Annotated in this window: 26 protein-coding genes; 20 read left to right on the top strand and 6 right to left on the bottom strand. The window is 46.8% G+C overall.

Features of this window, described 5'->3' with window-relative positions:
- Positions 1–48: 48 nt before the first annotated feature.
- The 6 genes from P2W83_RS01065 (at position 49) to P2W83_RS01090 (ending at position 4,507) form a co-directional block, all read left to right on the top strand.
- Positions 49–654, top strand: a complete 606-nt coding sequence (locus P2W83_RS01065; RefSeq protein ID WP_276131823.1) for a hypothetical protein — start codon at positions 49–51, stop codon at positions 652–654.
- A gap of 178 nt (positions 655–832) precedes the next feature.
- A complete protein-coding gene (locus P2W83_RS01070) occupies positions 833–1,441 on the top strand; it encodes a hypothetical protein (protein WP_276131824.1) in 609 nt (202 codons plus the stop codon).
- A gap of 205 nt (positions 1,442–1,646) precedes the next feature.
- On the top strand, positions 1,647–2,228 hold the full coding sequence (locus P2W83_RS01075; protein WP_276131825.1) for a GNAT family N-acetyltransferase: 582 nt from the start codon (positions 1,647–1,649) through the stop codon (positions 2,226–2,228).
- A gap of 71 nt (positions 2,229–2,299) precedes the next feature.
- Positions 2,300–3,439 carry an acyl-CoA dehydrogenase gene (locus P2W83_RS01080; protein ID WP_276131826.1) on the top strand — a complete coding sequence of 380 codons (1,140 nt, stop codon included), beginning with the start codon at positions 2,300–2,302 and terminating at the stop codon, positions 3,437–3,439.
- Positions 3,440–3,528: 89 nt separating this feature from the next.
- On the top strand, positions 3,529–3,996 hold the full coding sequence (locus P2W83_RS01085) for a GNAT family N-acetyltransferase (protein ID WP_276131827.1): 468 nt from the start codon (positions 3,529–3,531) through the stop codon (positions 3,994–3,996).
- Positions 3,997–4,021: 25 nt separating this feature from the next.
- Positions 4,022–4,507 (top strand): thermonuclease family protein, encoded by a 486-nt coding sequence (locus tag P2W83_RS01090; protein WP_276131828.1) that lies wholly within the window; start codon positions 4,022–4,024, stop codon positions 4,505–4,507.
- A gap of 33 nt (positions 4,508–4,540) precedes the next feature.
- On the opposite strand, the gene P2W83_RS01095 is transcribed toward P2W83_RS01090, so the two are convergent.
- Both P2W83_RS01095 and P2W83_RS01100 read right to left on the bottom strand, forming a co-directional pair.
- Positions 4,541–4,987: an Hsp20/alpha crystallin family protein gene (locus P2W83_RS01095; RefSeq protein WP_276131829.1), complete on the bottom strand. Its 447-nt coding sequence runs from the start codon at positions 4,985–4,987 to the stop codon at positions 4,541–4,543.
- A gap of 44 nt (positions 4,988–5,031) precedes the next feature.
- A complete protein-coding gene (locus tag P2W83_RS01100) occupies positions 5,032–5,220 on the bottom strand; it encodes a CsbD family protein (protein ID WP_276131830.1) in 189 nt (62 codons plus the stop codon).
- A gap of 180 nt (positions 5,221–5,400) precedes the next feature.
- Between P2W83_RS01100 and P2W83_RS01105 the strand changes: the two genes are divergently transcribed.
- The 6 genes from P2W83_RS01105 (at position 5,401) to P2W83_RS01130 (ending at position 13,111) form a co-directional block, all read left to right on the top strand.
- Positions 5,401–5,940, top strand: coding sequence for a TIGR02594 family protein (locus tag P2W83_RS01105; protein ID WP_276131831.1), 540 nt, complete (start codon positions 5,401–5,403; stop codon positions 5,938–5,940).
- A gap of 422 nt (positions 5,941–6,362) precedes the next feature.
- Complete coding sequence (locus tag P2W83_RS01110; protein ID WP_276131832.1) at positions 6,363–7,640, top strand: serine hydroxymethyltransferase; 1,278 nt, start codon at positions 6,363–6,365, stop codon at positions 7,638–7,640.
- A gap of 146 nt (positions 7,641–7,786) precedes the next feature.
- On the top strand, positions 7,787–10,045 hold the full coding sequence (locus P2W83_RS01115) for a hypothetical protein (RefSeq protein WP_276131833.1): 2,259 nt from the start codon (positions 7,787–7,789) through the stop codon (positions 10,043–10,045).
- 958 nt (positions 10,046–11,003) lie between these two features.
- The gene (locus P2W83_RS01120; protein ID WP_276131834.1) at positions 11,004–11,426 is read left to right on the top strand and encodes a hypothetical protein; all 423 of its coding nucleotides are present in this window, start codon (positions 11,004–11,006) and stop codon (positions 11,424–11,426) included.
- An 845-nt stretch (positions 11,427–12,271) separates the two neighbouring features.
- A complete protein-coding gene (locus P2W83_RS01125) occupies positions 12,272–12,760 on the top strand; it encodes a YdeI/OmpD-associated family protein (RefSeq protein ID WP_276131835.1) in 489 nt (162 codons plus the stop codon).
- 90 nt (positions 12,761–12,850) lie between these two features.
- On the top strand, positions 12,851–13,111 hold the full coding sequence (locus tag P2W83_RS01130) for a hypothetical protein (RefSeq protein WP_276131836.1): 261 nt from the start codon (positions 12,851–12,853) through the stop codon (positions 13,109–13,111).
- A 171-nt stretch (positions 13,112–13,282) separates the two neighbouring features.
- On the opposite strand, the gene P2W83_RS01135 is transcribed toward P2W83_RS01130, so the two are convergent.
- Both P2W83_RS01135 and P2W83_RS01140 read right to left on the bottom strand, forming a co-directional pair.
- Positions 13,283–13,756 carry a hypothetical protein gene (locus P2W83_RS01135; RefSeq protein ID WP_276131837.1) on the bottom strand — a complete coding sequence of 158 codons (474 nt, stop codon included), beginning with the start codon at positions 13,754–13,756 and terminating at the stop codon, positions 13,283–13,285.
- Between the two features lie 241 nt (positions 13,757–13,997).
- Entirely contained in the window at positions 13,998–15,617 is a 1,620-nt protein-coding gene (locus P2W83_RS01140; RefSeq protein ID WP_276131838.1) for a Na+/H+ antiporter, read from the bottom strand.
- 126 nt (positions 15,618–15,743) lie between these two features.
- Here P2W83_RS01140 and P2W83_RS01145 point away from each other — a divergent pair, with 126 nt between their 5' ends.
- The 4 genes from P2W83_RS01145 (at position 15,744) to P2W83_RS01160 (ending at position 20,086) form a co-directional block, all read left to right on the top strand.
- The gene (locus tag P2W83_RS01145; protein ID WP_276131839.1) at positions 15,744–16,637 is read left to right on the top strand and encodes an AraC family transcriptional regulator; all 894 of its coding nucleotides are present in this window, start codon (positions 15,744–15,746) and stop codon (positions 16,635–16,637) included.
- Positions 16,638–16,650: 13 nt separating this feature from the next.
- Positions 16,651–17,091, top strand: a complete 441-nt coding sequence (locus P2W83_RS01150; RefSeq protein WP_276131840.1) for a DUF983 domain-containing protein — start codon at positions 16,651–16,653, stop codon at positions 17,089–17,091.
- A 133-nt stretch (positions 17,092–17,224) separates the two neighbouring features.
- Entirely contained in the window at positions 17,225–18,640 is a 1,416-nt protein-coding gene (locus tag P2W83_RS01155; protein WP_276131841.1) for a DUF1254 domain-containing protein, read from the top strand.
- Positions 18,641–18,676: 36 nt separating this feature from the next.
- Entirely contained in the window at positions 18,677–20,086 is a 1,410-nt protein-coding gene (locus P2W83_RS01160; RefSeq protein WP_276131842.1) for a DUF1254 domain-containing protein, read from the top strand.
- Between the two features lie 12 nt (positions 20,087–20,098).
- Here the strand turns inward: P2W83_RS01160 and P2W83_RS01165 are convergent, their stop codons facing one another.
- Entirely contained in the window at positions 20,099–20,824 is a 726-nt protein-coding gene (locus P2W83_RS01165) for a hypothetical protein (RefSeq protein WP_276131843.1), read from the bottom strand.
- Positions 20,825–20,998: 174 nt separating this feature from the next.
- On the opposite strand from P2W83_RS01165, the gene P2W83_RS01170 reads away from it, so the two are divergent.
- The 4 genes from P2W83_RS01170 (at position 20,999) to P2W83_RS01185 (ending at position 25,324) form a co-directional block, all read left to right on the top strand.
- Positions 20,999–23,161 carry a TonB-dependent siderophore receptor gene (locus tag P2W83_RS01170; protein ID WP_276131844.1) on the top strand — a complete coding sequence of 721 codons (2,163 nt, stop codon included), beginning with the start codon at positions 20,999–21,001 and terminating at the stop codon, positions 23,159–23,161.
- Positions 23,161–24,138 (top strand): PepSY-associated TM helix domain-containing protein, encoded by a 978-nt coding sequence (locus P2W83_RS01175; RefSeq protein ID WP_276131845.1) that lies wholly within the window; start codon positions 23,161–23,163, stop codon positions 24,136–24,138. Before P2W83_RS01170 ends, P2W83_RS01175 begins: the two co-directional genes overlap by 1 nt.
- Before the next feature lie 5 nt (positions 24,139–24,143).
- Complete coding sequence (locus P2W83_RS01180) at positions 24,144–24,338, top strand: PepSY domain-containing protein (RefSeq protein ID WP_276131846.1); 195 nt, start codon at positions 24,144–24,146, stop codon at positions 24,336–24,338.
- A gap of 131 nt (positions 24,339–24,469) precedes the next feature.
- Entirely contained in the window at positions 24,470–25,324 is an 855-nt protein-coding gene (locus P2W83_RS01185; protein ID WP_276131847.1) for a VOC family protein, read from the top strand.
- A 55-nt stretch (positions 25,325–25,379) separates the two neighbouring features.
- Here P2W83_RS01185 and P2W83_RS01190 read toward each other — a convergent pair whose 3' ends face one another.
- Positions 25,380–25,937, bottom strand: a complete 558-nt coding sequence (locus P2W83_RS01190; protein WP_276131848.1) for a DUF4136 domain-containing protein — start codon at positions 25,935–25,937, stop codon at positions 25,380–25,382.
- Positions 25,938–25,943: the final 6 nt, after the last annotated feature.

Genomic DNA, 25,943 nt, shown 5'->3' on the forward strand with positions numbered 1-25,943 from the left:
GCTTTAACATACATTCAGTTCCTTTACATTAATAAACAGTGTCACCTTATGAAAAAGCAACTCATTACACTAATACTATCTGCAGTAGCATTCGCTTCCTGTCATGACGAAGACAAGCCCGCACCTACACCTACGCCTACTCCGACGAACACGATCAAGGTAGGTTCTAAATTTACCTTTACACGAAGTGATTTTGATCAAACCGGCTCCTTTGTAGAAAATACGTTTGATTACACCATCCTCGTTGTGCGCGATACCAACATCAACGGCGAAACTTGGTTTGTAGTTGTAACCAATACACCTTCTACCCTGGAGTACAGCCTGCTTAAATTTGGTAGCGATGGCTTGTACAATTTCAAAGATGGTGTGGCAGCAATGGAACTTAAATTCAATGCTGCCGTCAATGATACCTGGGTTACTTCGAACGGCGAAACCGCCATGGTAATGGCTATAAATGCCCCTGTTGACGTACCGGATGGTTCATTTTCCGATGCCGTTTACATAGAAACCAGTGATGCCAACAGCATGGAAAATAAAATGTGGTATAACAACAACCAGTTTATGCTCAAGCACGAAGAATATGACGAATACCCAGCACAATCGTCACAGATGGTTATTGACTACCGTGATGAATTGAAAAGCGTAGACCTGTAAAGCATTTGTACTGAAAATCGTTTTTTAAAAATAGCCCGGCTTATGCCGGGCTATTTCTTTTTCAACAAACAAGCATAAACACAAATACTATACTTATATAAATAGATAATTGTTGGCCAACTGCTTATTGATTTTTATATAATTAATTATTTTCTTTGTCATCAAACGACCAAGTATTATGAAAAAACAAGTTCTCACTCTTCTCCTCGGTTCTTTGGTATTTGTTGCCTGCAATAATGACGATGACGATAACCCAACACCGACCCCGACCCCAACAACTGGGGTAAAAGCAGGCTCGAAATTCACCTATACAAGAACTGACTACGACAGCCTTACCGGCACACAGGTGATCGCCACCTATGACTACACGCTCACCATGTTACGCGATAGCACATTAAGCGATGGAAAGTGGCTATTCGCGGAAATGAAGTATCCTAACAAAACTCAATATGGCTTCCTGAAGTTCACTTCTGACGGTGTGTACGTTTTTAAAGGAGGTAAGGCTGTAATGGATTACAAATTCAGCGCAGCGGTAAATGACAAGTGGACCAATTCGAACGACGAATCGGTAGTGGTAAAATCGCTGAACCAGAGCGTTACCACGCCGGCCGGCTCATTTACTAATGCAACGCATATTGAAACCAGCGATGCCAACAGTATGGAAAATAAGGTCTGGTATAACGACAAAGAATTCCTGTTGAAAAGCGAAGAATATGATGACCATCCTACACAGGTAGGACAAATGATCATCGACTATCGCGATGAACTAAAGAGCGTTCAGCTGTAACAAAAAATTGCTATATTTGCTTCGTACAATGAAACCAACCGCAATAAATAATACGTCCATGCGCAACTACTCAAACAATGAGTGGTATCGCAACCGTATTGTCTGTCGGGAGGAAAACATGTCTTAACAAACTAAACTTAGTTAACAGTTTTCATAACAGCCCGGCAAACGCCGGGCTGTTTCTTTATACCTAATACCAAAAACAATGAGTACAACATCTACCAACGTCCTGTCTGCAGCACACACGTTGCACACACCAAGACTTGAATTGAAATTGCTGACGCCCGAGTTATGGTCAGCTTTTATGTCAGAAGCCTCAGACGATGAGATCATGTCAACACTGGCACTGACACCGCAATTACTGGAATTGGAAAAAGCCAAACACCAGTCGGGCATGACAACCCATTTCATTAGCTTCCGCAATTTCCTGCTTATAGATAAGCAAGTCGGAATAACTATCGGGAAGTGCGGATTCCACACATGGCAGGCGCGCCATAGCCGGGCCGAGATCGGTTATGGTATAGATATGGAATCGTTCAAACAGAAGGGGTTAATGAAGGAAGCTGTGAAAGCTATTCTCCATTATGGCTTTGGCGAAATGGGCCTGAACCGGGTAGAAGCCTTTATCGGACCTGCCAACATCGCATCTACTTCACTGGTCGAGGGTCTTGGATTCACCAAAGAAGGCTTGCTTCGGGGGCATTATTGCAAGGATGGTGACATACAGGATTCGGCCTGTTACAGCCTGCTGAAACCTGAGTATGAAGCTATCGGTATCAATTGGTAACCGGGTTGAGTTTGTCGGGTAAAAGCTGTACGTTTGCACCACTTTATTAAGACTACAACATATTATTTAATATGAATTTTCAACTTACAGAAGAGCAGAAAGCCGTACAGATGGCTGCCCGCGATTTCGCGCGAAACGAACTGCTGCCAGGCGTTATTGAGCGCGACGAGCACCAGAAATTTCCTAAAGAGCAGATCAAAAAGCTGGGCGAGCTTGGCTTTTTGGGTATGATGGTTGACCCTAAATACGGTGGCTCGGGCATGGACAGCGTATCTTATGTACTGGCCATGGAGGAGATCTCTAAGATCGACGCCTCTACTTCTGTATGTATGAGCGTAAACAATTCGCTGGTATGCTGGGGTCTTGAAACCTTTTGCAACGAAGAGCAAAAGCAAAAATACCTGACGCCACTGGCTAGCGGCCAGGCTTTAGGTGCTTTCCTGCTCAGCGAACCTGAAGCCGGTTCTGATGCCACATCTCAGCGCACTACTGCTGAAGACAAAGGCGACTATTACCTGCTGAACGGTACCAAAAACTGGATCACAAACGGTAGCTCTGCAGACTACTACCTGGTTATCGCGCAGACTTATCCTGACAAAAAACATAAAGGCATCAACGCGCTGATCGTTCATAAAGACTGGCCGGGCGTAACCGTAGGTGCTAAAGAAAACAAGCTGGGTATCCGTGGTAGCGATACGCACAGCATCATGTTCCAGGATGTAAAAGTTCCGAAAGAGAACCGCATCGGTGAAGACGGTTTCGGTTTCACTTTCGCGATGAAAGTGCTGGCGGGTGGCCGTATCGGTATCGCCGCACAAGCGCTGGGTATTGCCAGCGGTGCTTACGAACTTGCGTTGAAATATTCTAAAGAGCGTAAAGCTTTCGGTACCGAAATTTCAAACCACCAGGCTGTAGCATTCAAACTGGCCGATATGGCAACTGCCATCGAAGGCGCCCGTCTGATGGTGATCAAAGCAGCATGGACCAAAGACCAGGGACAAGACTATACCCTGTCTGCGTCTATGGCCAAACTGTATGCTTCTGAGATTGCACAGTGGGTAACCAACGAAGCCGTACAGATACACGGCGGTTATGGCTACGTGAAAGAATTCCACGTAGAGCGCCTGATGCGCGATGCCAAGATCACGCAGATATACGAAGGTACCAGCGAGGTACAGAAGATCGTTATCAGCAGGACTGTGTTGAAATAATTTGACCTCATCTTATAGTGATAAAGGGCTGCAGTTGTAGCCCTTTATTTGTTTTTATACGAAGGCATGCGAATTGTATCTTAGTGCATATGCGCACTATAGAAACAAATACTCTTTCGCTTGAATACAAAGAGGCCCTACGCAGCATATGGAACCGGGAGTATCCTGTTAAGCTGATAATGCAAACACCCCAGGATATGGAGGATTACCTGTCTGCTCTCATTGAGGCCAAACACTACCTCTTACTTAATGATGTGGATATGCTGGCAGGCTGGGCGGCTACATTCACGCGCGACAACGCCAACTGGTTCGCCATCATCATACATAGTGCCCACCAAAAGCAGGGCTTAGGCGGCTGGCTGCTGGAATTGCTCAAACTCAATAATAATATATTGAACGGATGGGTGGCCGACCACAATAACGATAGGAAATACAATGGGGAAATATACAACTCCCCCCTTCCCTTCTATATTAAGAACGGGTTCACCGTTATTTCAGATACCCGGTTGGAGCTCGATAAACTCTCTGCAGTAAAAATACAGTGGACTCGTCCATAAACGTTGTGTTGTTTATATTGCAGACATGCGTTCAAAACTTTTACTTTTTCTGCTGGTGCCGCTGCTGTTTATTGCTTCGTGCGAGGTAAAGGAAAGTGACGAAGAAAAAGAACTGCACGAGGTCACGAAGGTGATAGATGGCGATACCTTCTGGATTGATGACAACGAAAAAGTGCGCCTGATAGGTGTGGACGCGCCGGAGTCGCGCAACACCGGGCACAAGAAGATCGGCTACTATGGCAAAGAAGCCAAAGAGTTTTTGAAAAGCTACCTGACGGGTAAACGTGTGCAACTGAAATACGATGTTACCCGCACCGACAAGTATCAACGTACGCTGGCCTATGTCTACCTTGAAGATGGCACCTTCCTGAATGCAGAGCTGATAAAACTGGGCTACGCTATGGTATATACGGTTCCCCCCAATGTAAAATATGCTGATCAGTTCCTGGACCTGCAGCGCGAGGCCAGGGAAAATAGCAGAGGCTTGTGGGGAAAGGAAGACAATAAATAATTTTAGAAGAGCCGCTAGTCAGCGGCTCTTCTTTTATCTTATCGGTATGTCTTTGGAAGTTCTTGATTGTTCCTCACTCTTAGGTATATCTAGCTTTAGCACGCCATTTTCATAACGGGCCGATATTTTGTCGTCTTTAGCGTTATCGGGCAATCGGAACGATCGGGTGAACGAGCTGTAATTATATTCCCGCCTGGTATAATGTCGGTTATTGCTCTTAGTCTCAATCGTTGGCTCCGAATGTGTTTCAGCGCTAATAGTCAACATATCGTTTTCCACGTCGACATGAAAATCCTCTTTTTTGAACCCGGGTGCAACGACGTCAACTGTATAGGACTTATCATCTTCTGCTACATTCACAGCCGGCATATCGTTTCCTCGTCGCCCCCATGTCGGCATAAGATTATCAAAATCAAAAAAATCCCTAAAAGGATCAAATAAGCCTTTTTGTTTACCCGATTTTTCAAGATCGCGTTTCATAGTGATACTTTTTTCACGAAATCGCAAAAAAATAATGCCGTTGACTAGCCCATTATATGCAGCCACTTAGTGATCTCATCACGTGTCTTGCCGGTCTTCTTCTCCAGGCGCTGCAGTAGTTCTTCTTCTTTACCTATCTGGTATTCAAGGTCATCTTCGGTCAGGTGGGGATACTGACTTTTCAATTTCATTTTTGCCTGTTCCCATTCTGTAATAAAATCCCTCGGTTTCATATGGTGGTTCTTTTTTTATTGCTGAGTTTGATTGTGGTGCTCTAGTAATCAGTGCATAAAAACTATTCCCGACTTTCGCGAGATAAAAGCCTTGTGCTACCAGGTGTTTTCACTCCATTTGCCGACTTGCGTTACCTCATCATTTTTCTTAACTTACAGTTGCAACTAAAAACCTTCACCATGCTACCCGCCAAGTACTCATTCATGGAGCAAGTCGGTGCTCTGCCCAAACTAATTGTGGCCTCGCTGAACTACATCGGTCTTAAAGAATATCCCGGAGCCAGCAGCAACAACCCGGTCATTATGAATATGGCCAAAGACCTGGGCGTCTCCAATATTTACAAAAACGATGAAATGGCCTGGTGTGCGCTGTACATGAGCCACCTATGCAAGATCACGGACAAGCCGATGCCTTTTACGGGTTATGATATCTTAAGAGCCAAAAGTTTTGAACACTGGGGCAACACAAGTCCAAAACCCTCATTGGGAGACGTACTGGTGTTCAAACGTCCTGCAGGATCTCACGTCGGGCTGTACGTTGCTGAAAGCAATAAGACATTTTTTGTTCTCGGTGGCAACCAGTCAAATTCGGTCAGTTTTACCGAGATCGACAAAAGCCGTTTAACCGCTGCACGCAGGTTTTATGCGACCGCCCCTCCAGCTTCGGTGAAACAGTATATAATAACAAGTAGCGGAGTTGTGTCGCGCGACGAGGATTAATCGTTACTGATTAGTCGTGTCTGGTCTAAGCGTCTCGCTTAGCCCCAAAACTACACAAGCATCTGCTTGCAATACTTCGACATGTCATCTTTGGAAATATGTACAAAATATTGTATTTTTGTATTAATAAAAATGCAGTGCGATGAACTTGTACCTGAACGACCTATCCCTCATTCGTTCATTCAAAAAGTCGTTCACCATTTTAAATTCACCCCAAAACGACAACAACCTAGCAAAGCGATCTCGTTGCCTCCCTTAAAAAGACCTCAATTCGGCAACAATCGGCAACAAATTGGGCGGATTTCGACGATGTTCCTCGAAAAGATCTACAAAAACCTACAACACATATATAAACCAACCATTCATTTTAGTCTATACATTTCACCCCTAAATCACTACTTTGCAACCCGAAATTCAAAAACATGCAACGCGATACCGCCATATTTGAACTGATACATGAAGAAATGGAGCGCCAGCGCCGCGGCCTGGAACTGATAGCTTCTGAAAACTTCACCAGCATGCAGGTAATGCAGGCTATGGGCAACGTAATGACCAACAAGTACGCTGAGGGTTACCCGGGTCGTCGCTACTACGGTGGCTGCGAAGTGGTAGACAAGAGCGAACAACTGGCCATCGACCGTATCAAACAAGTATTCGGGGTTGACTATGCCAACGTACAACCGCACAGTGGCGCGCAAGCCAATGCAGCAGTGATGCTGGCCTGCCTGCAACCGGGCGATACTATCCTCGGTCTCGACCTGAGCATGGGTGGCCACCTGACGCACGGCTCTCCGGTTAACTTCTCGGGCAAACTGTACAACGCTGTACATTATGGCGTTACCAAAGAAGAAGGAACAATTGACTACGACCACCTGGAAAAACAGGCGATCGAACATAAACCTAAAATGATCATCTGCGGCGCGTCTGCTTATAGCCGCGACTGGGATTATGCCCGCATCCGTGCAGTAGCCGACAAAGTCGGCGCACTGGTGATGGCGGATATCGCCCACCCTGCCGGCCTGATCGCTAAAGGCCACCTGCGCAGCCCATTCGATGATTGTCATTTCGTGACCAGCACCACACACAAAACGCTGCGCGGTCCTCGCGGTGGTATCATCCTGATGAAACAGGATTTCGAAAATCCATGGGGCGTGAAAGGTCCAAAGGGCGAGACCCGCATGATGAGTGCCCTGATAGACCTAGCAGTTTTCCCAGGTACACAAGGCGGCCCGCTGGAACATGTGATCGCAGCCAAGGCTGTATCATTCTTCGAGATACTGCAGGACGAGTACATGGATTACACAAAGCAGGTTATCAAAAACGCGCAGGCCATTTCTAAAGCTTTTACCGATAAGGGATATCATATTGTATCAGGTGGTACCGACAATCACCTGCTCCTCATCGACCTTCGCAACAAAGGCATCAGCGGCAAAAAAGCCGAGAACACCCTCGTTCAGGCCGACATTACCCTGAACAAGAACATGGTGCCTTTCGACGACAAATCCCCATTCGTTACTTCCGGCATCCGTGTAGGTGTGCCCGCAGTTACAACTCGTGGCCTGAAAGAAGAACACATGCCGCAAATAGCAGAATGGCTGGACAAAGTGCTAATGGCTCCTGATAATAATGACGTTATAAATAGAGTTAAAAACGAAGTGAACGAGTTCATGAAAGCATTCCCGCTCTATCCAGAGTGGTAGGCCCTTGCAACGACGGACAGTTACCATATTTTTAACACGGTTGGCGGTATTTTTGCTGTATTATGCAGCAGTAATACCGCCTTTATTATAATAGGTATTAATCGATCACTAAAAGACCGGTCTACTACTCCGGTAAGGAACAAAATATGTTAAGGATCACATGGCGCATGCTGGGACTGCTTATTTTAATGCTGTCCCTCACACATTACGACTCTTCAGCCCAGGGACGGAGAAAAAAGAAGCAACAAAAGAAGGAGCTCAGTATTTATGATGTTGATACGCTGATAGCTCCCATTCCCCGGCAAACACAATATATACACAGCAAAATAGACGACGAGCAAAAAAAGGCAGATGTGTCTGACGGTGCCGTAAATGGCATCATTATCTACTCTGAGGATGACACCATGGCTAACAATGCCATCTCCAAAGCCTTACTCAAAGACATAGATCATTACCAGATCATGATCGAGAACATTCCGGCAAATGGTGCTGACCCAGCTCGGATGATCCAGGTTAAGATCGGCTACCTGAACGCCCTCTGGGAAATGCTGCGCAAGTACAATTCCCGGGTAAATACTGACCCTTACTACTACCGCCGCGTGGTTAACAACATGCGCGACATGATCATTGCCAAGCACGAAGGCAACTCCATGGAGTTTATCAAGAACAATGTCAATGTCTATACATTGGAGAATGTTCGCCTGCTTTTCGAAGACGGATCGGAAGAAGTAGCTTATGTGTACACCGAAATGGGCACACGCGAGCCCAAGCTCCTGATCAAACGCTTGCCAGAATTTGCCAAAGAATCGTATGCCGATGCAACCATCGCTGCGGCCGCCAGGGTAGTTCCGCAGGAGGTATACAACTTTGCCTCGTCTACCAACTACACCTTGAGCAGCGCTGTGCGCCGCAGCAAGGACCCATTGGTACAAACCATAGTGCGTATTGCCAACGAGTCTAAAGCACCACTTAAGGCTATGCCGTTTCTGAGTGATATTCACAACGGCCGTAAGACCATAGCGGAGATAGATGCGATAACTTCTGACCAGGATCAGTTCTTCCAGAACCTGGTGAGGTTGAAGATCCAGAATGAGCAATTAGGTGGAGACAGCTACACCGACGAGCTGAAATACCGTGGGTTAAAGTATGTGCGCACCATGAACGAGCTGCACGATTCGCCTGACCCCGCAAGGTTCAAATGCATAGAAGGATTTGCACCTGAAGCATTGTATTTCATCATGGTATACGGTTCTGATGAAATTTATACTTCAAGTTTCCTGGGCACCTTCAAAAGGATGCTGGAGCGTATGACTCCCCGTTCAGGCGACCAACTACTCGATACTCTTCACCGCGACCGCTTCCGTACATTCATACGAATGTGCGCTGGCTATAACACACTGAATACCTTCCTGGCAACAATGACCCCGGACAACAAAACCGGACTGATGAAGGACTTCATAGCGAATCTAGAGAACGGCAAAGAAGATGATCTGGAAGATGCGGTTGACGTGGCCGATGCTTTTGGCAGCGTAGACGATGCCGACCTGTCCAACTTCCTGAAACAGGAAGTAAAGAATAACTATGAGAGGTCGTTCGAAAAACGTAGCCGGAAGGGTATCATCGTTTATGGCCTGCTGTCTACCCTGTTTGAGGGAGCAAAAGGATCGACCGAGGAGGAAGCCATTCGCCAGTCGCAGCTGCTGGACCTGCCTCCGATCAACCTGGTGCAGTATAAGAACCTGACAGCCAACGATGAAGCCGGGACAGTTTACCAACAGTTCTTCTTTTATGGCGACGAGGACGGCATAAACTCCTACCGCAGCTTCCTGGGTAACTTTAAGGACGGTAAGTGGAAAGTGACGAACAGCCAATACTGGTCAACCATCACTTCAACCAGCGGCAAACCAATAACGATCTACGCCAACCTGCCACTGAAAGAGCCGGAAGACGAAACCGCCCAACAAAAGCTGGCTGAATTCCTGGCTGAGAAGAATATCCATCCTACCATCATGGTGCACCGTGGTCACAGCTACCACCTGCCCCTGACTTTGGAAAGACTGCAGAAAGAGACCCGGATCGTGGTCCTGGGTTCGTGTGGTGGCTACCACAACCTGGCTACTGTGCTAAACTCGTCGCCCGATGCTCATATCATCTCCTCTAAGCAGGTAGGTGCCATGAACATCAATGAGCCGATTATCAAAGCAATCAATAACCAATTGCTGGCCGGAAAGAACGTTAACTGGATCACCACCTGGAAAGAACTGGAAACGTACTTCTCTGCCAAAAAGAACAGTCACTTAAAGTCTTTGTTTGATGACTATGTACCACCGCACAAAAACCTGGGTGCCATCTTCATCAAGGCGTACCGAAAACAATTCAACGCGAGCGAAGACGATGATGCTTAACTTCTTCCAGCCCGAACCACAAAAAGGTTCGGGCTTTTTTATTGCCATTTCATATACCTAAAGAATAACTTCAATCATTTTAGCCAAACCTAAAACACTTGAATAACCAATGCTTACAACATCATATAACCATTTAAAAATCAACACTTAAACATCAAATAGAATTAAACTTTTTTACTTGGAATTATACTACTACCAGACCGCATAATAAAGCTGTCGATTTCCATTCCCTTTCGAAGTCGTTACCGATTTAGACCAATCTAAAACACCCATATCAACCAGTCTCGGCGGTCGTAAATTAACTTGTCAACCACCATGTATAATCACTTATCCCATCGACCAACTTACTGCCAGCTCCCGTCAATCAACCTAAAGCATCACTTTAGCTAATCATGGAAAACACCCCATAAAAACTCACTCCCCCTAACACGAATATCCAAACCAACCAGAATACCGTACACTACCAAATGCGGTAAAACTCCTTGATCCACCCTCATTTAACCCTGACAACTTTAAATAACAACAACCAACAATCACTAAACCAATAAATTACATAAAACACACAGCCTAATCGCCCCTCTCAGCATATTGATAAGCCACCAGCTTTTATTTCGGGGTATCAACCATACTACGTCCTGTCAACTAGTGCATTATTTTCTACACCGGCTCTTCTGCATTGCATCGACTTGAAGCCCTACTTTAGCCCATAGCGTCGCTTCATCTAAATTTAACCTCTCTCTCCACCCGCCCAATCTACTCCAAGCCTTCACGCATAAATTGCAGAGGTTGATGCGGTAGTGTAAGTCCATCAGCATAATATGCTGAAAACAGTCGCTAAACGGCATGAACAGCGGCCGCTTGCCTTCAAACTGATGGCATATTCTTTACACTACATCGGCGGTAATGCGCAATTCCACTTTAAAATATCATCGCTTTTAATCTTTCAAAATTTCATCCTATGGCAGAAAACAGAAATCAAGACCAGCAACAACGCGGTCAGCAGGGCAACCAACAACAGGGCTCTAATCCTAACCGCGGTCTGGGCTCTTCAGACCAGGACCTGCAACAAAATGTGTCTACAGGTGGACAACAGGAACAGCAAGGCCAACAGCAGCGCACAGGTACTCAACAGGGTGGCCAGCAGCAGCAAGGTGGCTCTCAGCGCCAGGGTAACCAGTCTGATCGTCTTGAAGAAGACGAAGATGAGGATCTGGGAACTACAAACCCTAGCAGAAGGGATACTTCAGGCGGCAACCAGGGTGGCTCTCAATCAGATCGTGGTAACCAGGGTGGCTCTCAACAAGGCAACCAGGGTGGTTCACAATCCGGCCGCAGTGGCAACCAAGGTGGCTCTCAACAAGGCAACCAAGGCAACCGCTAGAAAAAGACGTTTAACACGACTATTTATTACCCTTCTAAAGCAAAACTTTAGAAGGGTATTTTTTTGCTGTCCGCCCTTCCATCTCGCAAACCTTGGAACGGTTTTTATACCTATTAAGGTGTAACAAACAAAGATCTTTAAACAATGACTTGAATATGTAAGAGCCGATACCAGCTTTTACTTGTCATTATGAAAGCAGTTTTCAGTTGTGTGTGTGATTAATGAAAAAAGATGTGCTAGTCCTAGCACATCTTTGTCATTTAAAGCATTTCTTCCAATAACACACTGAACATCAAGACTATTTGCAGATTCCAATTTATTTTGAAATAAACCGCTACCCCTGCTACTCGTCCTGCAAGGCCGGTCAGCTTTGCTAAACTATTACCGTAAGCTGTGGTTACACTCGTCGATACAGACCGGGTGGACTGTGGAGTACACATTGAGGAATACCCCGCCACATTCGCAGCTGCTAGCCTATACTCACATGAGGCCTGAACGTATCTGTTGTAGACGTTTGTATATTTTTCCTGCAAACAATTGCAAACTCCATCACAACACTTAAAGCGATTATTGAAGCACAAGAACCTGTGATCGCCCACCCGGTCAATTTTGTTGTCGTTTGTTGTCGCTGGAGTGGTTGATACCAGTTGGGAGGGTAACTGATGGTAACGTGTGGTGCCGGCATCGCAACCGGTCAGCTCCCGGGCGAAGCAGTCGATAGTTCTAATGGTTTATAGTTTTGGGATGTACCTGGCTCCGGTTTCATCCATTACAAAAATACGAAATTATATCCATATTTGACATTCAGGGATGTTAGCCTAATTTCGGGTTGGATTATATATGGCATGAAACCACTCGTTGACGATAACTTTCTTTTGGAGCGCTTTGAGGGCAAAGGTGGCTGGACCTATGCCCGCATACCGCAGGTAGCCCGGCCGGCCGATACCCCTTTAGGCTGGGTGCGGGTGAAGGGAACCATCGACGATTTTGAACTGAAGAAATACCACCTGGCTCCCATGAGCGGCGGCGGACTGTTCCTGCCGGTGAAAGCCGAGGTAAGGAAGAAGATAAAAAAGGAAGCCGGCGACAAGGTGCATATAATATTATATCCCGACACCGATGTACTGGAGATACCGGCCGAACTGGAACTGTGCCTGCACGACGAACCCAAAGCACTCGCATTTTTCAACAAGCTCTCCGAAAGCCAGCGCAAGTACTACATCAACTGGATCTACTCGGCCAAAAAAGAAGAGACCCGGGTGAACCGCCTGGCCCAAACCATCAGCCGCCTGCAGCAAGGCCTGAAGATGTACGACAAAACCGACGAAGATTGACCCCGGATTAAAATTTGCACATTTGTACAAATAAATTTGGACATGTTGTACAAATGCCTATTTTTGTCAAAGCAATTAAAAAACTACGTTATGTACAGGAGCTTTGATAAGAATTGTCATGAAATGCTGGTAGCATCGGGTTATCGTTTTATTGTGATCGGCAACAGGCTGAACCTGGAAGATGGCACCGCCGACTTTGAAGTCATCCCGGTGATGGCAGATATCCTGACCGCCTCGAGCCTGGTGTTCGACATCAATAGCTCCGAAGCTATCAACCTCGTGAACGAACCGCAACCCGTTGGCCTGTTCCTGGATGTGAAGTTTTCGATGCCAATGGCGATGGCGGCGTAATAGCTAATATTTCATTTATAATACCTCCTTTTTGAGGTAGCATTACTGCCCACATGCCGATAGATGTGCAGCGGCAAAATATTCATTCACATTTCGGTTGGCGACACACCAACCGAAGGAGGAAAACATAAAAAGCCCCGCGTCGTGCGGGGCTTTTTATGTAGTTGGCAATTATTTCCTGTCCAGGTAAGTCATGGTTGTCTGACTGGTACTATAACCTATATGCCCATAATGCCAGATAAGACTGTCGGCCGTTAGCCGTTCGATGGTATAATCCACATCGCCCACAAATCCACCGAAAGTTTTCACCACGTTGCCCGTCAGCTCCCAGCTACTGTTGCTGTCTACCACAAACGGCTCACTGCATCTTTCTTTACCCACATGCCACACCCTCTTCTTAGTAACAGGGGTAAAATAAACTGTATCATCAAGACTGCATGGGTGAAGCTGCCAATCGCCCCTTACCGTGTCATGAGTGTGCGTATCGAGGGCGGTACTATAAACACGCACAAGTACCCACCTGGCATCTGTAAGCAGTTCCTCCATGGATTTGGGGGTAGGAGTTACAATCGGTTTATTGGTTTCTGTTTTTTTACAAGCTATTGCCAACAGGCAAAAGCACAAAACAGCGATTAATGTCTTCATTTACTTCAGTCAGGTTTTATGACAAATTATACGGCATCCAACAGGCGCCTTGATCGCCGGCACAACCGATTTTTTCTGTTCAATGCAAATAATATGCCTTTTTCACTTTTGCCTCCGGCCAGTGTTATTATTTGTCAAAACGATGACAAATATACAATAGGTAAGGCATGCACCCAATATTTCGGTTGGTGACAAAACCAGCCAAGGAGGAATGTAAAATTTGCAATGGTGGCGTAGAATACTACCGCAACCCTCCCCTCACACCTATCCGCTCACGCAGTTTATATTCTTCCACATCCACCAGCGTCATGTATTTACGTATCAGGTCTTCGTCAAATTCAGCGCGCTGGTTAATTTCCTTCAGGAGGTTGCGCTGAAAGTTCAGCAGATCGAGGTAGGCTTCCTGGTATTTTTTTATTGTCTTCTCTTCCTCTATCTCCCGCTCTGTCATCTCCAACCGCAATAGTCTTACATCAATGCGGAGCCGGTCGTGCAGGTTAGCCAGGTTTTCGTTGGTATAACAATCGGAGCCATTCTTTTCTTCGAGGTAATGCAGCGAACGCCTCGCCAGTTCGCGTTGTATGATCAGCTCTTGTTTATTCTCAGGTATGGTGCTGAATTTATCATCGATCTTGATCTGTCGCATCAGCCAGGGCAGCGTGAGTCCTTGAACAACCAGCGTTATTAAAATGACGACGAAGGTGATGAACAGGATCAGATCGCGGAAGGGAAACGCCTCTCCCCCAGCCACCACCAACGGAATGGACATGGCCGCAGCCAGAGATACCACCCCGCGCATACCTGCCCATCCCAGTATCACCGGCGCTTTCCACCCGGGGTTGGGATCGGCTACGGTAATAAACTTTGCAGCGAATCTCGTAAACAAAACACTACCAAAGCTGCAGACAAAACGTGTAGCTATCAGTATGCCCGATACAGCCAGTCCATACCCGATGGCAGCGTTCAGACTAATGGCGCCCAACTGGTCAACTATGTAAGGCAACTGCAGACCGATAAGCAAAAAGACCAGCCCGTTCATCACGAACACCATACTCATCCACACATTGGTGGCTTCTATACGGCTGCGGTAGCTCAGTATGGTTTGCCGCTTGCCCGACAAAAGCAAGCCCCCGCACACAACGGCCAATACACCTGAAAAATGCATTGTCTCCGCCACATAGTACATACTATACGGAGTAATCAGCGTCAGCACGATGTCCATGGAGGGCGATGTAGGCAGGTAGCGATGTATAAAATAGAATAGGTAACCGATGGCAATACCGATCAATGCCCCCATAATAATGACCAGCACAAAACTTCCTGCCGCCTCGCCAAAGTTGAACTGCCCTGTAATGACAGCTGCCACGGCAAACCGGAAGATAATAAGCGAAGAAGCGTCGTTCAGCAGGCTTTCACCTTCTGCAATACTCACCAGCGACCGCGGTGCTTGTACCTGCCGCATAATGGTAGTTGCCGAAATGGCATCGGGAGGTGATATGATACCCCCGAGCAAAAAACCTAACGCCAGCGTGAAACCCGGAATGATGGCAGTAGATGTAAAAGCAATAATAGTTGCAGTAATGATAACGATAGGAAAGGCCAGGCTGGTAATTACACGTCGCCATCGCCAGAACTCCTTCCACGATGTTTCCCACGCGGCCTGGTATAGCAGCGGCGGCAGGAAAACGAAGAACATGATATGTGGATCAATCACGATCTTCGGGAACCTGGCTGTGAAGCTAAGCAACAGCCCACCCAACACTAACACTATCGGGTAAGCGATCTTCAACCTGTTGGCTACCATCACCAGCCCGACAATTGCCAGGATGAGATAGACGAACTGGAATAACTGGCCTTGCATAATTAAACTATGCGCATAAAAAAATGAAGCCGCTACAGTCCACTTTGCCCAAATCAGTAAATTATACCATTTTTTCAATGAGTTATACAAGCGCGCTATATGGGCACACGGTAACTTTGTAGTATAGTGAAAAAGGTAAAAAATACAATCCCGGTCTATGATATCTGCTCGTTGCAGGGTAAGGATCAACTCAGCAACGAGATCATAGCCGAACCTTTTGCCAGCTACCTGGAGGCCCATCCCAACCTGCCGCTACCACACAGGCATTCGTTCTTTCATATGGTGCTGTTCACCAAAGGTGCCGGGCATCACACCATCGATTTTCAACAATTCCCGGTTGCGCCCGGGCAGATCTATTTCATGAAACCGGGACAGGTGCATAGCTGGAACTTTGAAGGCGAGACCGATGGTTACGTCATCAATTTTTCTGAACACCTCTTTGAGCACTTTCTGATGAACAGTCATTATACTGACGCATTTTCTTTCTTCCAGGGTGTGGCAGACGATTGTGTGATAGCGCTTGACGCCGAAACATTTGCAGGAGTAAAAACGACATTCAAAAAAATAGTACAAGAAGTGCACAGCAACGAAGCACAAAGTGCAGACCTGTTGCGGGTATATCTCATTGAGTTGTTTGTCCTTGTGAGCCGTAGCGTATCGAAAGCAGAACAAAGCCTTAGCAAACCGCAGAACCAGTTGTTATTGCACAACTTCCGCAAACTGGTTGATATTCACTATGCGGAGAAGCGCCTACCCAAAGACTATGCTGCGTTACTCTACATTACGCCCAATCACCTGAACGCATTGAGTAAAGATCTGTTAGGGCGCTCGGCAGGAGAAGTGATCCGCGACAGGATATTGCTGGAAGCCAAACGGCTGCTTATCAATGTAGACATCAGCATTGCCGACATAGCTGCAAAGCTGAGCTTTACAGACAGCTCGCACTTCACGAAGTTTTTTAAGAAATATACCGGTATAACACCAGAGGGATTCAGAAAGAGTTCCTTCGGCCGGGTTTAAAAAATAATAACTTATGTGTGCAGAAAAAAAAGAAAAAAAGTCGGGACTTTTATGGAGCGTATTGACCAACAAATGTCCGCGATGCAGGAAAGGAAACCTGTTTACCGGCAGCAATCCTTACCATATCAAAACTACTATGCGCATGCCGGAACACTGCCCGGAATGTGGTCAGCGTTTCGAACTGCAAACGGGCTTCTACTTCGGCACAGGCTACGTGAGTTACGGCCTTTCAGTAATGCTGCTGGCTGCTATTTTTATTGGCTGGGCGCTAACCCTGGGACTGTCTTTTAGAGATAATAGCATCTTCTGGTGTCTCGGCGTTTCTATTGCTGCGCTGCTTGCACTTCAACCAGTACTGCAACGAATGGCGCGCTCTATTTGGATCGCCTTTTTCGTACGACATGATGAGCATTGGCAGGCTGCTGGTACAAAAAACAATGAGGTGTTTGGATAAGCGAGCTGTCAACCCTTCCTGATCGTTGGCACATCTCTTTTGAATAGTTGGCAGCCGCAACTTCCATCGGGCGTTGATCGCCTGCACAGCACGCTAAATTGCAGGTTGCGTAATACTCATCAAACCCAACCATATGAAAAACCTATTTTACCTGTTGATCATCGTAATACTCACCTCATGTGGACAAGGTCAGGAAAAATCAGGAACTACTACTGATGGTGCTTCTGACTATGCGACGATCCAAACCGCAAAAGAGGCATATGAATTTGGTTTCCCGTTGGTAGTGATGCACGTGACGAAACAGGTAATGACCAATGTGGAACGACCGATCAGCGAAGGACGTCTACTCGCGCCGGTCAATCAACTCGTTAACGCCAATACATTCCCAAACGATAAGTTCCGGGATGTGGTAAGGCCCAACAACGACACTTATTATTCAATGGCATGGTTAGACCTGGAACAAGACCCCATGGTATTGCAGCTGCCCAACACCGGCGACAGGTATTATCTCTTCCCTATGCTCGATGCCTGGACCAATGTTTTCTTCTCGCCCGGCAAACGAACCACGGGAACAGAGACACAGACCTATCTCATCAGCGGACCTAAATGGACGGGCACAGTACCTGCCTCGTTGAAACAGGTTAAGGCACCCACCAACATCGTATGGCTGGTAGGCCGCACACAGGTGAACAGTGAACAAGACGGTGCTACTGTTGTAAAAAAGATACAGGACGGATATAAGCTAACGCCACTGAGCGCTTATGGCAAGCCATACACGCCTCCAACAGGCACGGTGGATAAAACCATTCCGCAAAAATCTCCTAACGATATTGTTACCGGTATGTCCATTGCCGACTATTTCAACCTGTTGAATCAACTGATGATCAATAATCCCCCCGCCCCGGCTGATGCAGAGATGATGAAAAAACTAGCTCCGCTGGGCATAGCGCCTGGCGCCACATTTGACCTCGCAAAATTCTCGCAGGCAGAACAGGACTCGATGAGTACAATTCCAAGCTGGGCAAAAGCTGACCTGCATAAAAATGCCCTTGGAAATGCCAAAGCTGTAAACGGGTGGTCTGTGAATTATGGATTGGGCAGCTATGGAATGGCATACAAGCAGCGCGGCGGTGTGGCTTTTGGCGGACTTGGCGCTAACCTCGATGCAGACGCCATGTACCCCAGTTCATTTACTGATGCTGACGGACAGGAATACGATGGCTCAAAACACAACTATGTACTACACTTTGATGGCGGCAAACAACCTCCTGTCAATGCTTTCTGGAGCCTGACAATGTATTCGCCGGAAGGTTTTTTAGTAACTAATTCTATCAGTCGTTTTGCAATTGGTGATAGAAATCCGTTGAAGAAAAACGCCGACGGATCGGTGGACATCTATATCCAAAAAGATGATCCCGGCAAAGACAAGCAGAACAACTGGCTGCCTGCACCTAACGGTCCTTTCAATTTACTACTTCGCATGTACTGGCCTAAAGAAGAGGTGCTCAACAAACATTGGAGTCCGCCGGCTGTTAAGAAACAAGCATAAAACAACAGAGCTCCGAAAACCCCGACAATAAACACCATGAAAAAAATATTCTCCATCATCCTAATCACTATCTGCATGACAGCCTTTAACGACCTTCAGAATACGAGCACAGCCAGCCCGGACGATATTAGGGAACAAGTGAAATACCAGCGCGCGATGGAAGCAGTCAACTGGGGCATGCCCGTGGTCAACTTTGACCTGATGTTGCAGGAATTCAAAAAAAATGGCGGCGACTATAATAAGATACTCTACTGGTCCAAGCTCTTTGACTGGAAAAACCAGACACTCACTCCGAACCCCGACGTCATTTACATAATGCCGTTCTTCGATACCAAAGATTGGCCGATGGTATTAGAAATACCTCCGGCCAATGGCGGCGTTATCAACGGATCGATCATGGATATATGGCAGGCCGCTATCGATGACGTTGGTCCTGCAGGATTGGACAAAGGCAAAGGAGGCAAATATCTGATCTTACCACCCGACTATAAGGGAAGCATCCCATCAGATTATCTGCCTATGCATTCTTACACTTACCACGGCTATGCATTACTGCGGTCTATTCCTAAAACAGGAAGTGATGCTGATGTAAAAGCAGCAGTTGATTATGCAAAGAAGATAAAATTCTATCCTTACAGCCAGGCGGCCAATCCACCCCAAACAGCTTTCATCGATGCCATGGGAAAAGAGTTCAATTCTCTGATACAATATGACCACCGATATTTCGAGTCGCTGAACCGGGTGATACAAAGCGAAATATGGTTGGAGCGCGACAGAGCCATGATCGACATACTCAAGTATATCGGCATTGAAAAAGGCAGAGCCTTCAACCCTGATGCACAAACTGTGAAGCTATTCGACAAAGCAGCCGCAGATGCACACGAGTGGCTGGAGACACAATACGTGTCTCACTTCCATACGCCTTTCTATGAGGGCACTCAATGGGCATTCCCGGTAACCGACGAATTCGGCGAATCGGTGAAAAATAATTTCACTACCCCTAATAGCTACCCGGTAGATATGCGGGGCGTGGCATTGACTTTCGAATTTTTCAGCGCCAAGCACCTGGGTGAAGGACAATTCTACCTGCTGAATATAAAAGACAAAAACGGCGAACCCTACAAAGGAAGCAATAGCTACCGCTTGACAGTGCCAGCTAACGTCCCAGCTAAAAACTACTGGTCTATCACTTTATACGACCGTGAAACTCATTGCTTGATTCGCAACATGTCTACGGTCAGCCGATCCTCCTTGAGTCCCGGACTAAAGAAAAACGCAGATGGTTCCGCAACACTTTACTTTGGACCGAAAGCACCTGCAGACAATGAAAAGAACTGGGTGCCAACAGATCCGGACAGGGAGTTTGAATTACTGTTCCGGATCTATGGTCCTGACCCTTCGTTCTTTAAGAAGACATGGACACTGCCTGATGCTGAAAAGATGTAGTGCCGACGGATATTATATCTTCCACCCTGCTCCTATACGGAAGGAATAATATTTGGGTAACAGGTCAAAATTGATCACCCCCATACTTTGCATAGCTTCAGGTATGGTTGGATTTTTTTGATCGCTGTGCTGGTAGTCTGCTTGCAACAGGCACACAGGAACGTTGAGGTCAAAGAACAAACGTTTACCTGCATACCAGTTTAACCGCGGAACAATAAAGCCCCGCATACCGGCCATGGTTTCTGTAGTTGGGAATACAACGGTGGTGTAAGGCGTTGTTTTAAACCGTTCGTAAAACAATCCGCCTGCTACTCCTATTGATGGTACAAAACTCTCTTTGCTTTTTTTAAAGAATGGCCACGTATACTCGTACCGGGCTGCCAGCGATGTGGTAGTAACTTCCATACCTGCCATTGTTACAGGAAAGTAATAAGGGTTGGACTGGATAAACTGATCCTTCCTTTTGCGGATGGAAAATTCCGACAGTTCGATCTCGTGAAAATTTTTTCTCTTGTTTTGTATGCGCAGGGCTACAGTTGGCTGCAGGTAATCGTGCTCCCTGAACGCATGCGCGAATTGTTGATTGCCAGTTGCAACAAATGGGCGGAAGGTTGTCAGGTTATATACCTTGAAGGCCAGTTTATTTTCACGTGTCGGTACAGGTTCGATGGTCGTTTGCTGTGCGTTGGCTGAAAAGCTCGCTAATACAAGGGTTGCCAGGCTGAAAGTCTTTGTCATTTTGCAGGTGTTTTAACCAAAACGCAACCTACGACGAATTATTACACCTCAATACATATAAATAACCTCACATTCTACAAATTCATATTCCCATTATTGAAACCGCCTTTTCCCGATTGTGTAAATCGTTGTAGCTACATGAATCTACGTTTGCGGCGCTAAACACACCAATCGATGAAACGTAGTTTTATTTTATTCCTGCTGTCTTGTAGCACAGCGGCTTTCGCACAAACCGGCGAAAAGAAAAATGATGATGCAAAAGAACTTGACGAAGTAGTGATTCGCGGCAACGCAAATAAATACAAAGAGGATGACGCCTCGCAAAGCCTGCGCCTGAAAACGCCGCTGCTGGAAGTGCCTCAAAACATACAGGTGGTAACCATAGACGCATTAAAAGACCAGCAGGTCATCAGCATGAGCGATGGCCTGATACGTAACGTGAGTGGCCTGGTGCGCATGGAGCACTGGGGCGACATGTATACCAACATTACCGCTCGCGGCTCGCAGATACAAGCCTTCCGCAATGGTTTCAATGTAGTAAACTCTTACTGGGGCCCCTTGACGGAGGATATGAGCTTTGTGAAGAACATCGAGTTCGTAAAAGGTCCTGCTGGCTTCATGCTCTCTAGCGGCGACCCAAGCGGTTTGTACAACGTTGTAACGAAAAAGCCCACCGGTATATCTAAAGGCGAGGCCTCATTCACAATGGGCAGCTTTGACCTGTACCGCGCTGCTCTTGACCTGGATGGCAAACTGAGCAAGAACGGTAAACTGTTGTACAGGCTGAACATGGCGGCGCAAAACAAAAAATCGCACCGCGCCAACGAATACAACAACCGCTATACTATTGCGCCAGTTATCTCTTACCAGCTGGACGATAAAACAAAACTGACGCTGGAATACAACTACCAGCGCGCCAACATGAGCAACGTAGGTTCATTCTATGTTTTTGCCCCCAACGACTTTGCAACACTGCCTGTTGACTTCACAACCCTGCCTTCAGGTATGCCGGGTACTGTAATTCATGATCACAGCGTGTATGCAAACCTGCAACACAACATCAACACCAACTGGAAATTGACCGCACAGGTTGGCCGTTTTATGTACGACCAGGAAGGTTCTTCTATGTGGCCTACTTCTGTGAATGCTGATGGCACAATGATCCGCAATGTTGGTATATGGGATGCACGTAGCCGCATGACCATGGGCCAGGCATTTGTAAACGGCGATGTACAAACGGGTGCCATCCGCCACCGCATACTGGGTGGCCTGGATATGGCCAACAAAGACTACATGGCCGATTGGAGTCAAAGCCATAACCTGGATGACTCTACTAAATTCTTCGACCCACGTAACCCTGACCTGGGCGCACCTGTTAACGGCTATCCTCAATTCGACCGCGAGACACCATTGGCTGAACGCGCACAAACGGGGGGAACAATAGACCAGGCATATACCAGCCTGTACCTGCAAGATGAACTGGGCTTCTTTAAAAACACAGTACGCCTGACACTTGCTGCCCGTTACACAGACTTAAAACAATCTCAATACGGCGGTGCACCTGATAAAGCGCAACACTTCACACCACGCGCCGGACTGAGTGTTTCTATCGACAAAGAGACTTCAATATATGCCCTGTACGACCAGGCTTTCATCCCTCAAAGCGGCATACTGAGCAATGGTGGCAAAGTACAACCAATGACAGGCAACAATAGCGAGATTGGCATCAAGAAAGAATGGTTCGGTGGCAAATGGAGCACCAACGCTTCTGTTTACCGCATCATCAAAAACAATGAGCTAACAAGTGACCCAACCCAACCTGTTGGATCAGGCCTCAGCATTGAATTAGGACAAAAAGTATCGGAAGGTATCGAATTCGATCTGCGCGGCACCATAGCTCCCGGCCTGAACCTGGTAGCCAACTATGCCTACACCGATTCAAGGTTATTGAAAGTAGCACAAAGCCTTGAAGACAGCAGCATCATGAAGGTTAGAGATATAGTGCCCGGCTTCGCTAAACACACGGCTAACGTATGGCTTACTTACCAGGTACAAGAAGGTATACTGCGTGGCGCAGGTATCTCTGCCGGTGGCACCTTCCTGGGCGACCGTAACACTTACTGGGATCCATCACCAGACGGTAAGAAGATCGATGATTACCTGAAACTGGATGGAGGCCTGTTTTGGCAGAACGACAAGCTGAAAATAACTGCTAACGTATTCAACATCCTGAATGAATACCTGTACAGCGGTTCTTACTACGCATGGCTGAACGCATACAACTGGCAAACAGAGGCTCCACGTAACTACCGCGTTTCAATCGCATACAAATTCTAATGACCGCAAGAAAACTCATAGGCAAAATGCACCTCTGGCTCGGACTCTCGTCCGGGCTAGTGGTTTTTATCATAGCCATCACCGGTTGCATCTATGCCTTCCAGGACGAGATACAGAATGCCACACAGCCTTATCGTTTCGTAGAACAGCAGGACAAGGCTTTCCTTCGCCCATCGCAAATACAGCAAATAGCTGGAAACGCCCTACCCGGTAAGCATGTGCACGCCATCATGTACCAGGGGCAGGCGCGTGCTGCAAAAGCAATATTTTACGCTGAACCCGAGGCCGGTGACTATTACTATTTTGTGTACATCAACCAGTACACAGGCGAGGTATTGAAAGTAAGTGATGAGTACAAAACATTTTTCCGCTTCATACTGGATGGGCATTTTTACTTATGGTTGCCACATGAAGTAGGCCATGTAATTGTCGCCAGCGCTACACTCATCTTCCTGGTAATGGTTATCAGCGGTATCATACTCTGGTGGCCACGCAACAAGGCAGGCAGGAGGCAACGCTTTTCTATCAAGTTCAATGCTAAATGGCGTCGAAAGAATTACGACCTGCACAATGTGCTTGGCTTTTATGTAGCATCGCTTGCACTGGTATTTGCCATTACGGGGTCTGTATGGGGCTTTGAATGGTTCGGCAAAATGTACTACGGCGCCATTTCAGGTGGCGGCAGCATGAAACCGTACGTCGATCCCGGATCTAAAGACACACCTGTAGCTGCATCGACCAATATGCCCGCGATGGACCGCATATGGTTGCAACTGTACAAAGGAGTACCCGCCAACGGGGCGATCGAAGTGCATACACCAGAAACCGATTCATCGTCTATAGCGGTAAACGTTAATCCCGACCCTACTACTTACTGGAAGATAGATTACCGCTACTTTGACCAGCACAGCTTGCGCGAGTTGAGTGTGGATCACGTTTGGGGACGCTTAAGGACCTTAAAGGCAGCGACAAACTGATGCGCATGAACTACGACATCCATGTGGGTGCCGTACTAGGCCTGCCCGGCAAGATGCTGGCCTTCTTTGCCAGCCTCATTATTGCCTCGCTGCCTATTACCGGCACGCTTATCTGGTGGGGCCGCAGAAAAAAGAGCAAGCAATCGCAAAACACTCAAAAAGCTAGTGTAAAACATAATGAAATGAGTAGTGTTTGTTAAAAGCAAAACCGCAACTCTATCTCCATGAACAGTGAAGGCAGTCGACAAGGCTGCCTTTATTCTTTTCAGTACCTTCACACAGCCGGTCAACAAATCGGTTTGAAAAAACTCCCGAAACAAAAAATAAAACCATGCAACAACAAATTACACCCTGCCTTTGGTTCGATGCCCAGGCACAAGAAGCAGCTAACTTCTATTGCAGCCAGTTTGCCAACGCGAAGATCGTTTCGCAGTCTCCCATCGTTACCGAAATAGAAGTTTCGGGACAACGGATGATATTGTTGGAGGGCGGCCCGAAGTACAAGCCCAATCCTTCTATCTCGTTCTTTTACCTGAGCGAAGATGCCGGAGAAATAGATCGCATCTGGGAAGCAATGATCAACGACGGAGGACAGGTACTGATGGCTCTTGACAAGTATCCATGGAGTGAGAAGTACGGCTGGATCAACGACAAGTATGGCATATCCTGGCAATTGTCTGTAGGTAAAATGAGCGATGTTGGTCAGAAGATCACACCTAGCCTGCTGTTTGTAGGCGAGCAATACGGTCGCGCCGAAGAAGCAATCGAACAATATTCCTCTATATTCAAAGATGTGAAGCTGGATGGCATCATGCGTTATGGCGACAATGAACAACCCGACCAAGCCGGCAAGGTTAAACACGCACAAGTAGCTTTCAATGGTAATAAGTTCATGTTCATGGATAGTGCCCATGCGCATAAGTTCCAGTTCAGCGAAGGTGTGTCGTTTACTATATACTGCGATACCCAGGAAGAAATAGACTACTATTGGGACCGTCTGACCGAAAACGGCTCTGAAAGCATGTGCGGCTGGCTAAAGGACAAGTTTGGCGTGTCGTGGCAGATAGTTCCAAGCATCATCGGCAAACTCATGACCGACCCTGCCAAAGCGGGAAAAGCGGCCAAGGCCTTTATGGAAATGAGAAAGTTCGATATCGAGAAGTTAGTACAGGCTACGCTAGCATAAACACTATTTTACAAAGAGGCCGCTTTACAGCGGCCTCTTTTATTCGTCATAAACTTTACCTATCTGGAGGAAAGCTGGCCATGATCTTTTTTACCGCCTCAGGTATTTCAGAGACCGGGTCTACCATTTCCCTATATATTTCCTTGTTGCCGATGCCTTCCCATAACAAGCGTTGTGTCTCAGCATCCCCTATATCAATGATCAGCGAGCCATCAATGTAATTTTTGACGTCGTAGGTGGTATAAGCTGTTACACCAGCGCCGTTGCCCCACACATAGGGCCTGAATACACCGCCGTAGCTATAGTAATCTCTTGAGGTCGGTACCGACTCCTCATAGTGAAATATAGCAGAGACATGCACCAGCATATCAGGCAAGGTACTTTCTGTAAAACCCTTCTTCAACATTTCTGACCTTACAGCAGTAAGTATGCGTTCTTTGTTTTCAGTGCTCAGCTCTTCCGGTGTAGAGAACTCGTCTATACCATAGGTGCGATAATTGGAAAAGTTTGCCCCCTTGTCATAGTCGCTGATCACGTCCAGTGAGGAAGAACAGGAGGCTAGCTGCATACACAGCAAACTCAATGCTATATAACCTTTCAATGCCTGTTTCATATCGGC

It is taken from the genome of Polluticoccus soli, assembly GCF_029269745.1.
In the GTDB taxonomy this organism is placed as follows: Bacteria; Bacteroidota; Bacteroidia; order Chitinophagales; family Chitinophagaceae; genus Polluticoccus; species Polluticoccus soli.

Bases quoted from the DNA above. Each gene is read 5' to 3' on its own strand.
- P2W83_RS01115 (WP_276131833.1), top strand. From the start codon at position 7,787: ATGTTAAGGATCACATGGCGCATGCTGGGACTGCTTATTTTAATGCTG.
- P2W83_RS01185 (WP_276131847.1), top strand. From the start codon at position 24,470: ATGCAACAACAAATTACACCCTGCCTTTGGTTCGATGCCCAGGCACAA.
- P2W83_RS01120 (WP_276131834.1), top strand. From the start codon at position 11,004: ATGGCAGAAAACAGAAATCAAGACCAGCAACAACGCGGTCAGCAGGGC.
- P2W83_RS01155 (WP_276131841.1), top strand. From the start codon at position 17,225: ATGAAAAACCTATTTTACCTGTTGATCATCGTAATACTCACCTCATGT.
- P2W83_RS01080 (WP_276131826.1), top strand. From the start codon at position 2,300: ATGAATTTTCAACTTACAGAAGAGCAGAAAGCCGTACAGATGGCTGCC.
- P2W83_RS01095 (WP_276131829.1), bottom strand. From the start codon at position 4,987: ATGAAACGCGATCTTGAAAAATCGGGTAAACAAAAAGGCTTATTTGAT.
- P2W83_RS01165 (WP_276131843.1), bottom strand. From the start codon at position 20,824: ATGACAAAGACTTTCAGCCTGGCAACCCTTGTATTAGCGAGCTTTTCA.
- P2W83_RS01110 (WP_276131832.1), top strand. From the start codon at position 6,363: ATGCAACGCGATACCGCCATATTTGAACTGATACATGAAGAAATGGAG.
- P2W83_RS01170 (WP_276131844.1), top strand. From the start codon at position 20,999: ATGAAACGTAGTTTTATTTTATTCCTGCTGTCTTGTAGCACAGCGGCT.
- P2W83_RS01125 (WP_276131835.1), top strand. From the start codon at position 12,272: ATGAAACCACTCGTTGACGATAACTTTCTTTTGGAGCGCTTTGAGGGC.
- P2W83_RS01130 (WP_276131836.1), top strand. From the start codon at position 12,851: ATGTACAGGAGCTTTGATAAGAATTGTCATGAAATGCTGGTAGCATCG.
- P2W83_RS01140 (WP_276131838.1), bottom strand. From the start codon at position 15,617: ATGCAAGGCCAGTTATTCCAGTTCGTCTATCTCATCCTGGCAATTGTC.
- P2W83_RS01100 (WP_276131830.1), bottom strand. From the start codon at position 5,220: ATGAAACCGAGGGATTTTATTACAGAATGGGAACAGGCAAAAATGAAA.
- P2W83_RS01160 (WP_276131842.1), top strand. From the start codon at position 18,677: ATGAAAAAAATATTCTCCATCATCCTAATCACTATCTGCATGACAGCC.
- P2W83_RS01070 (WP_276131824.1), top strand. From the start codon at position 833: ATGAAAAAACAAGTTCTCACTCTTCTCCTCGGTTCTTTGGTATTTGTT.
- P2W83_RS01090 (WP_276131828.1), top strand. From the start codon at position 4,022: ATGCGTTCAAAACTTTTACTTTTTCTGCTGGTGCCGCTGCTGTTTATT.
- P2W83_RS01105 (WP_276131831.1), top strand. From the start codon at position 5,401: ATGCTACCCGCCAAGTACTCATTCATGGAGCAAGTCGGTGCTCTGCCC.
- P2W83_RS01180 (WP_276131846.1), top strand. From the start codon at position 24,144: ATGAACTACGACATCCATGTGGGTGCCGTACTAGGCCTGCCCGGCAAG.
- P2W83_RS01085 (WP_276131827.1), top strand. From the start codon at position 3,529: ATGCGCACTATAGAAACAAATACTCTTTCGCTTGAATACAAAGAGGCC.
- P2W83_RS01175 (WP_276131845.1), top strand. From the start codon at position 23,161: ATGACCGCAAGAAAACTCATAGGCAAAATGCACCTCTGGCTCGGACTC.
- P2W83_RS01135 (WP_276131837.1), bottom strand. From the start codon at position 13,756: ATGAAGACATTAATCGCTGTTTTGTGCTTTTGCCTGTTGGCAATAGCT.
- P2W83_RS01190 (WP_276131848.1), bottom strand. From the start codon at position 25,937: ATGAAACAGGCATTGAAAGGTTATATAGCATTGAGTTTGCTGTGTATG.
- P2W83_RS01150 (WP_276131840.1), top strand. From the start codon at position 16,651: ATGTGTGCAGAAAAAAAAGAAAAAAAGTCGGGACTTTTATGGAGCGTA.
- P2W83_RS01065 (WP_276131823.1), top strand. From the start codon at position 49: ATGAAAAAGCAACTCATTACACTAATACTATCTGCAGTAGCATTCGCT.
- P2W83_RS01075 (WP_276131825.1), top strand. From the start codon at position 1,647: ATGAGTACAACATCTACCAACGTCCTGTCTGCAGCACACACGTTGCAC.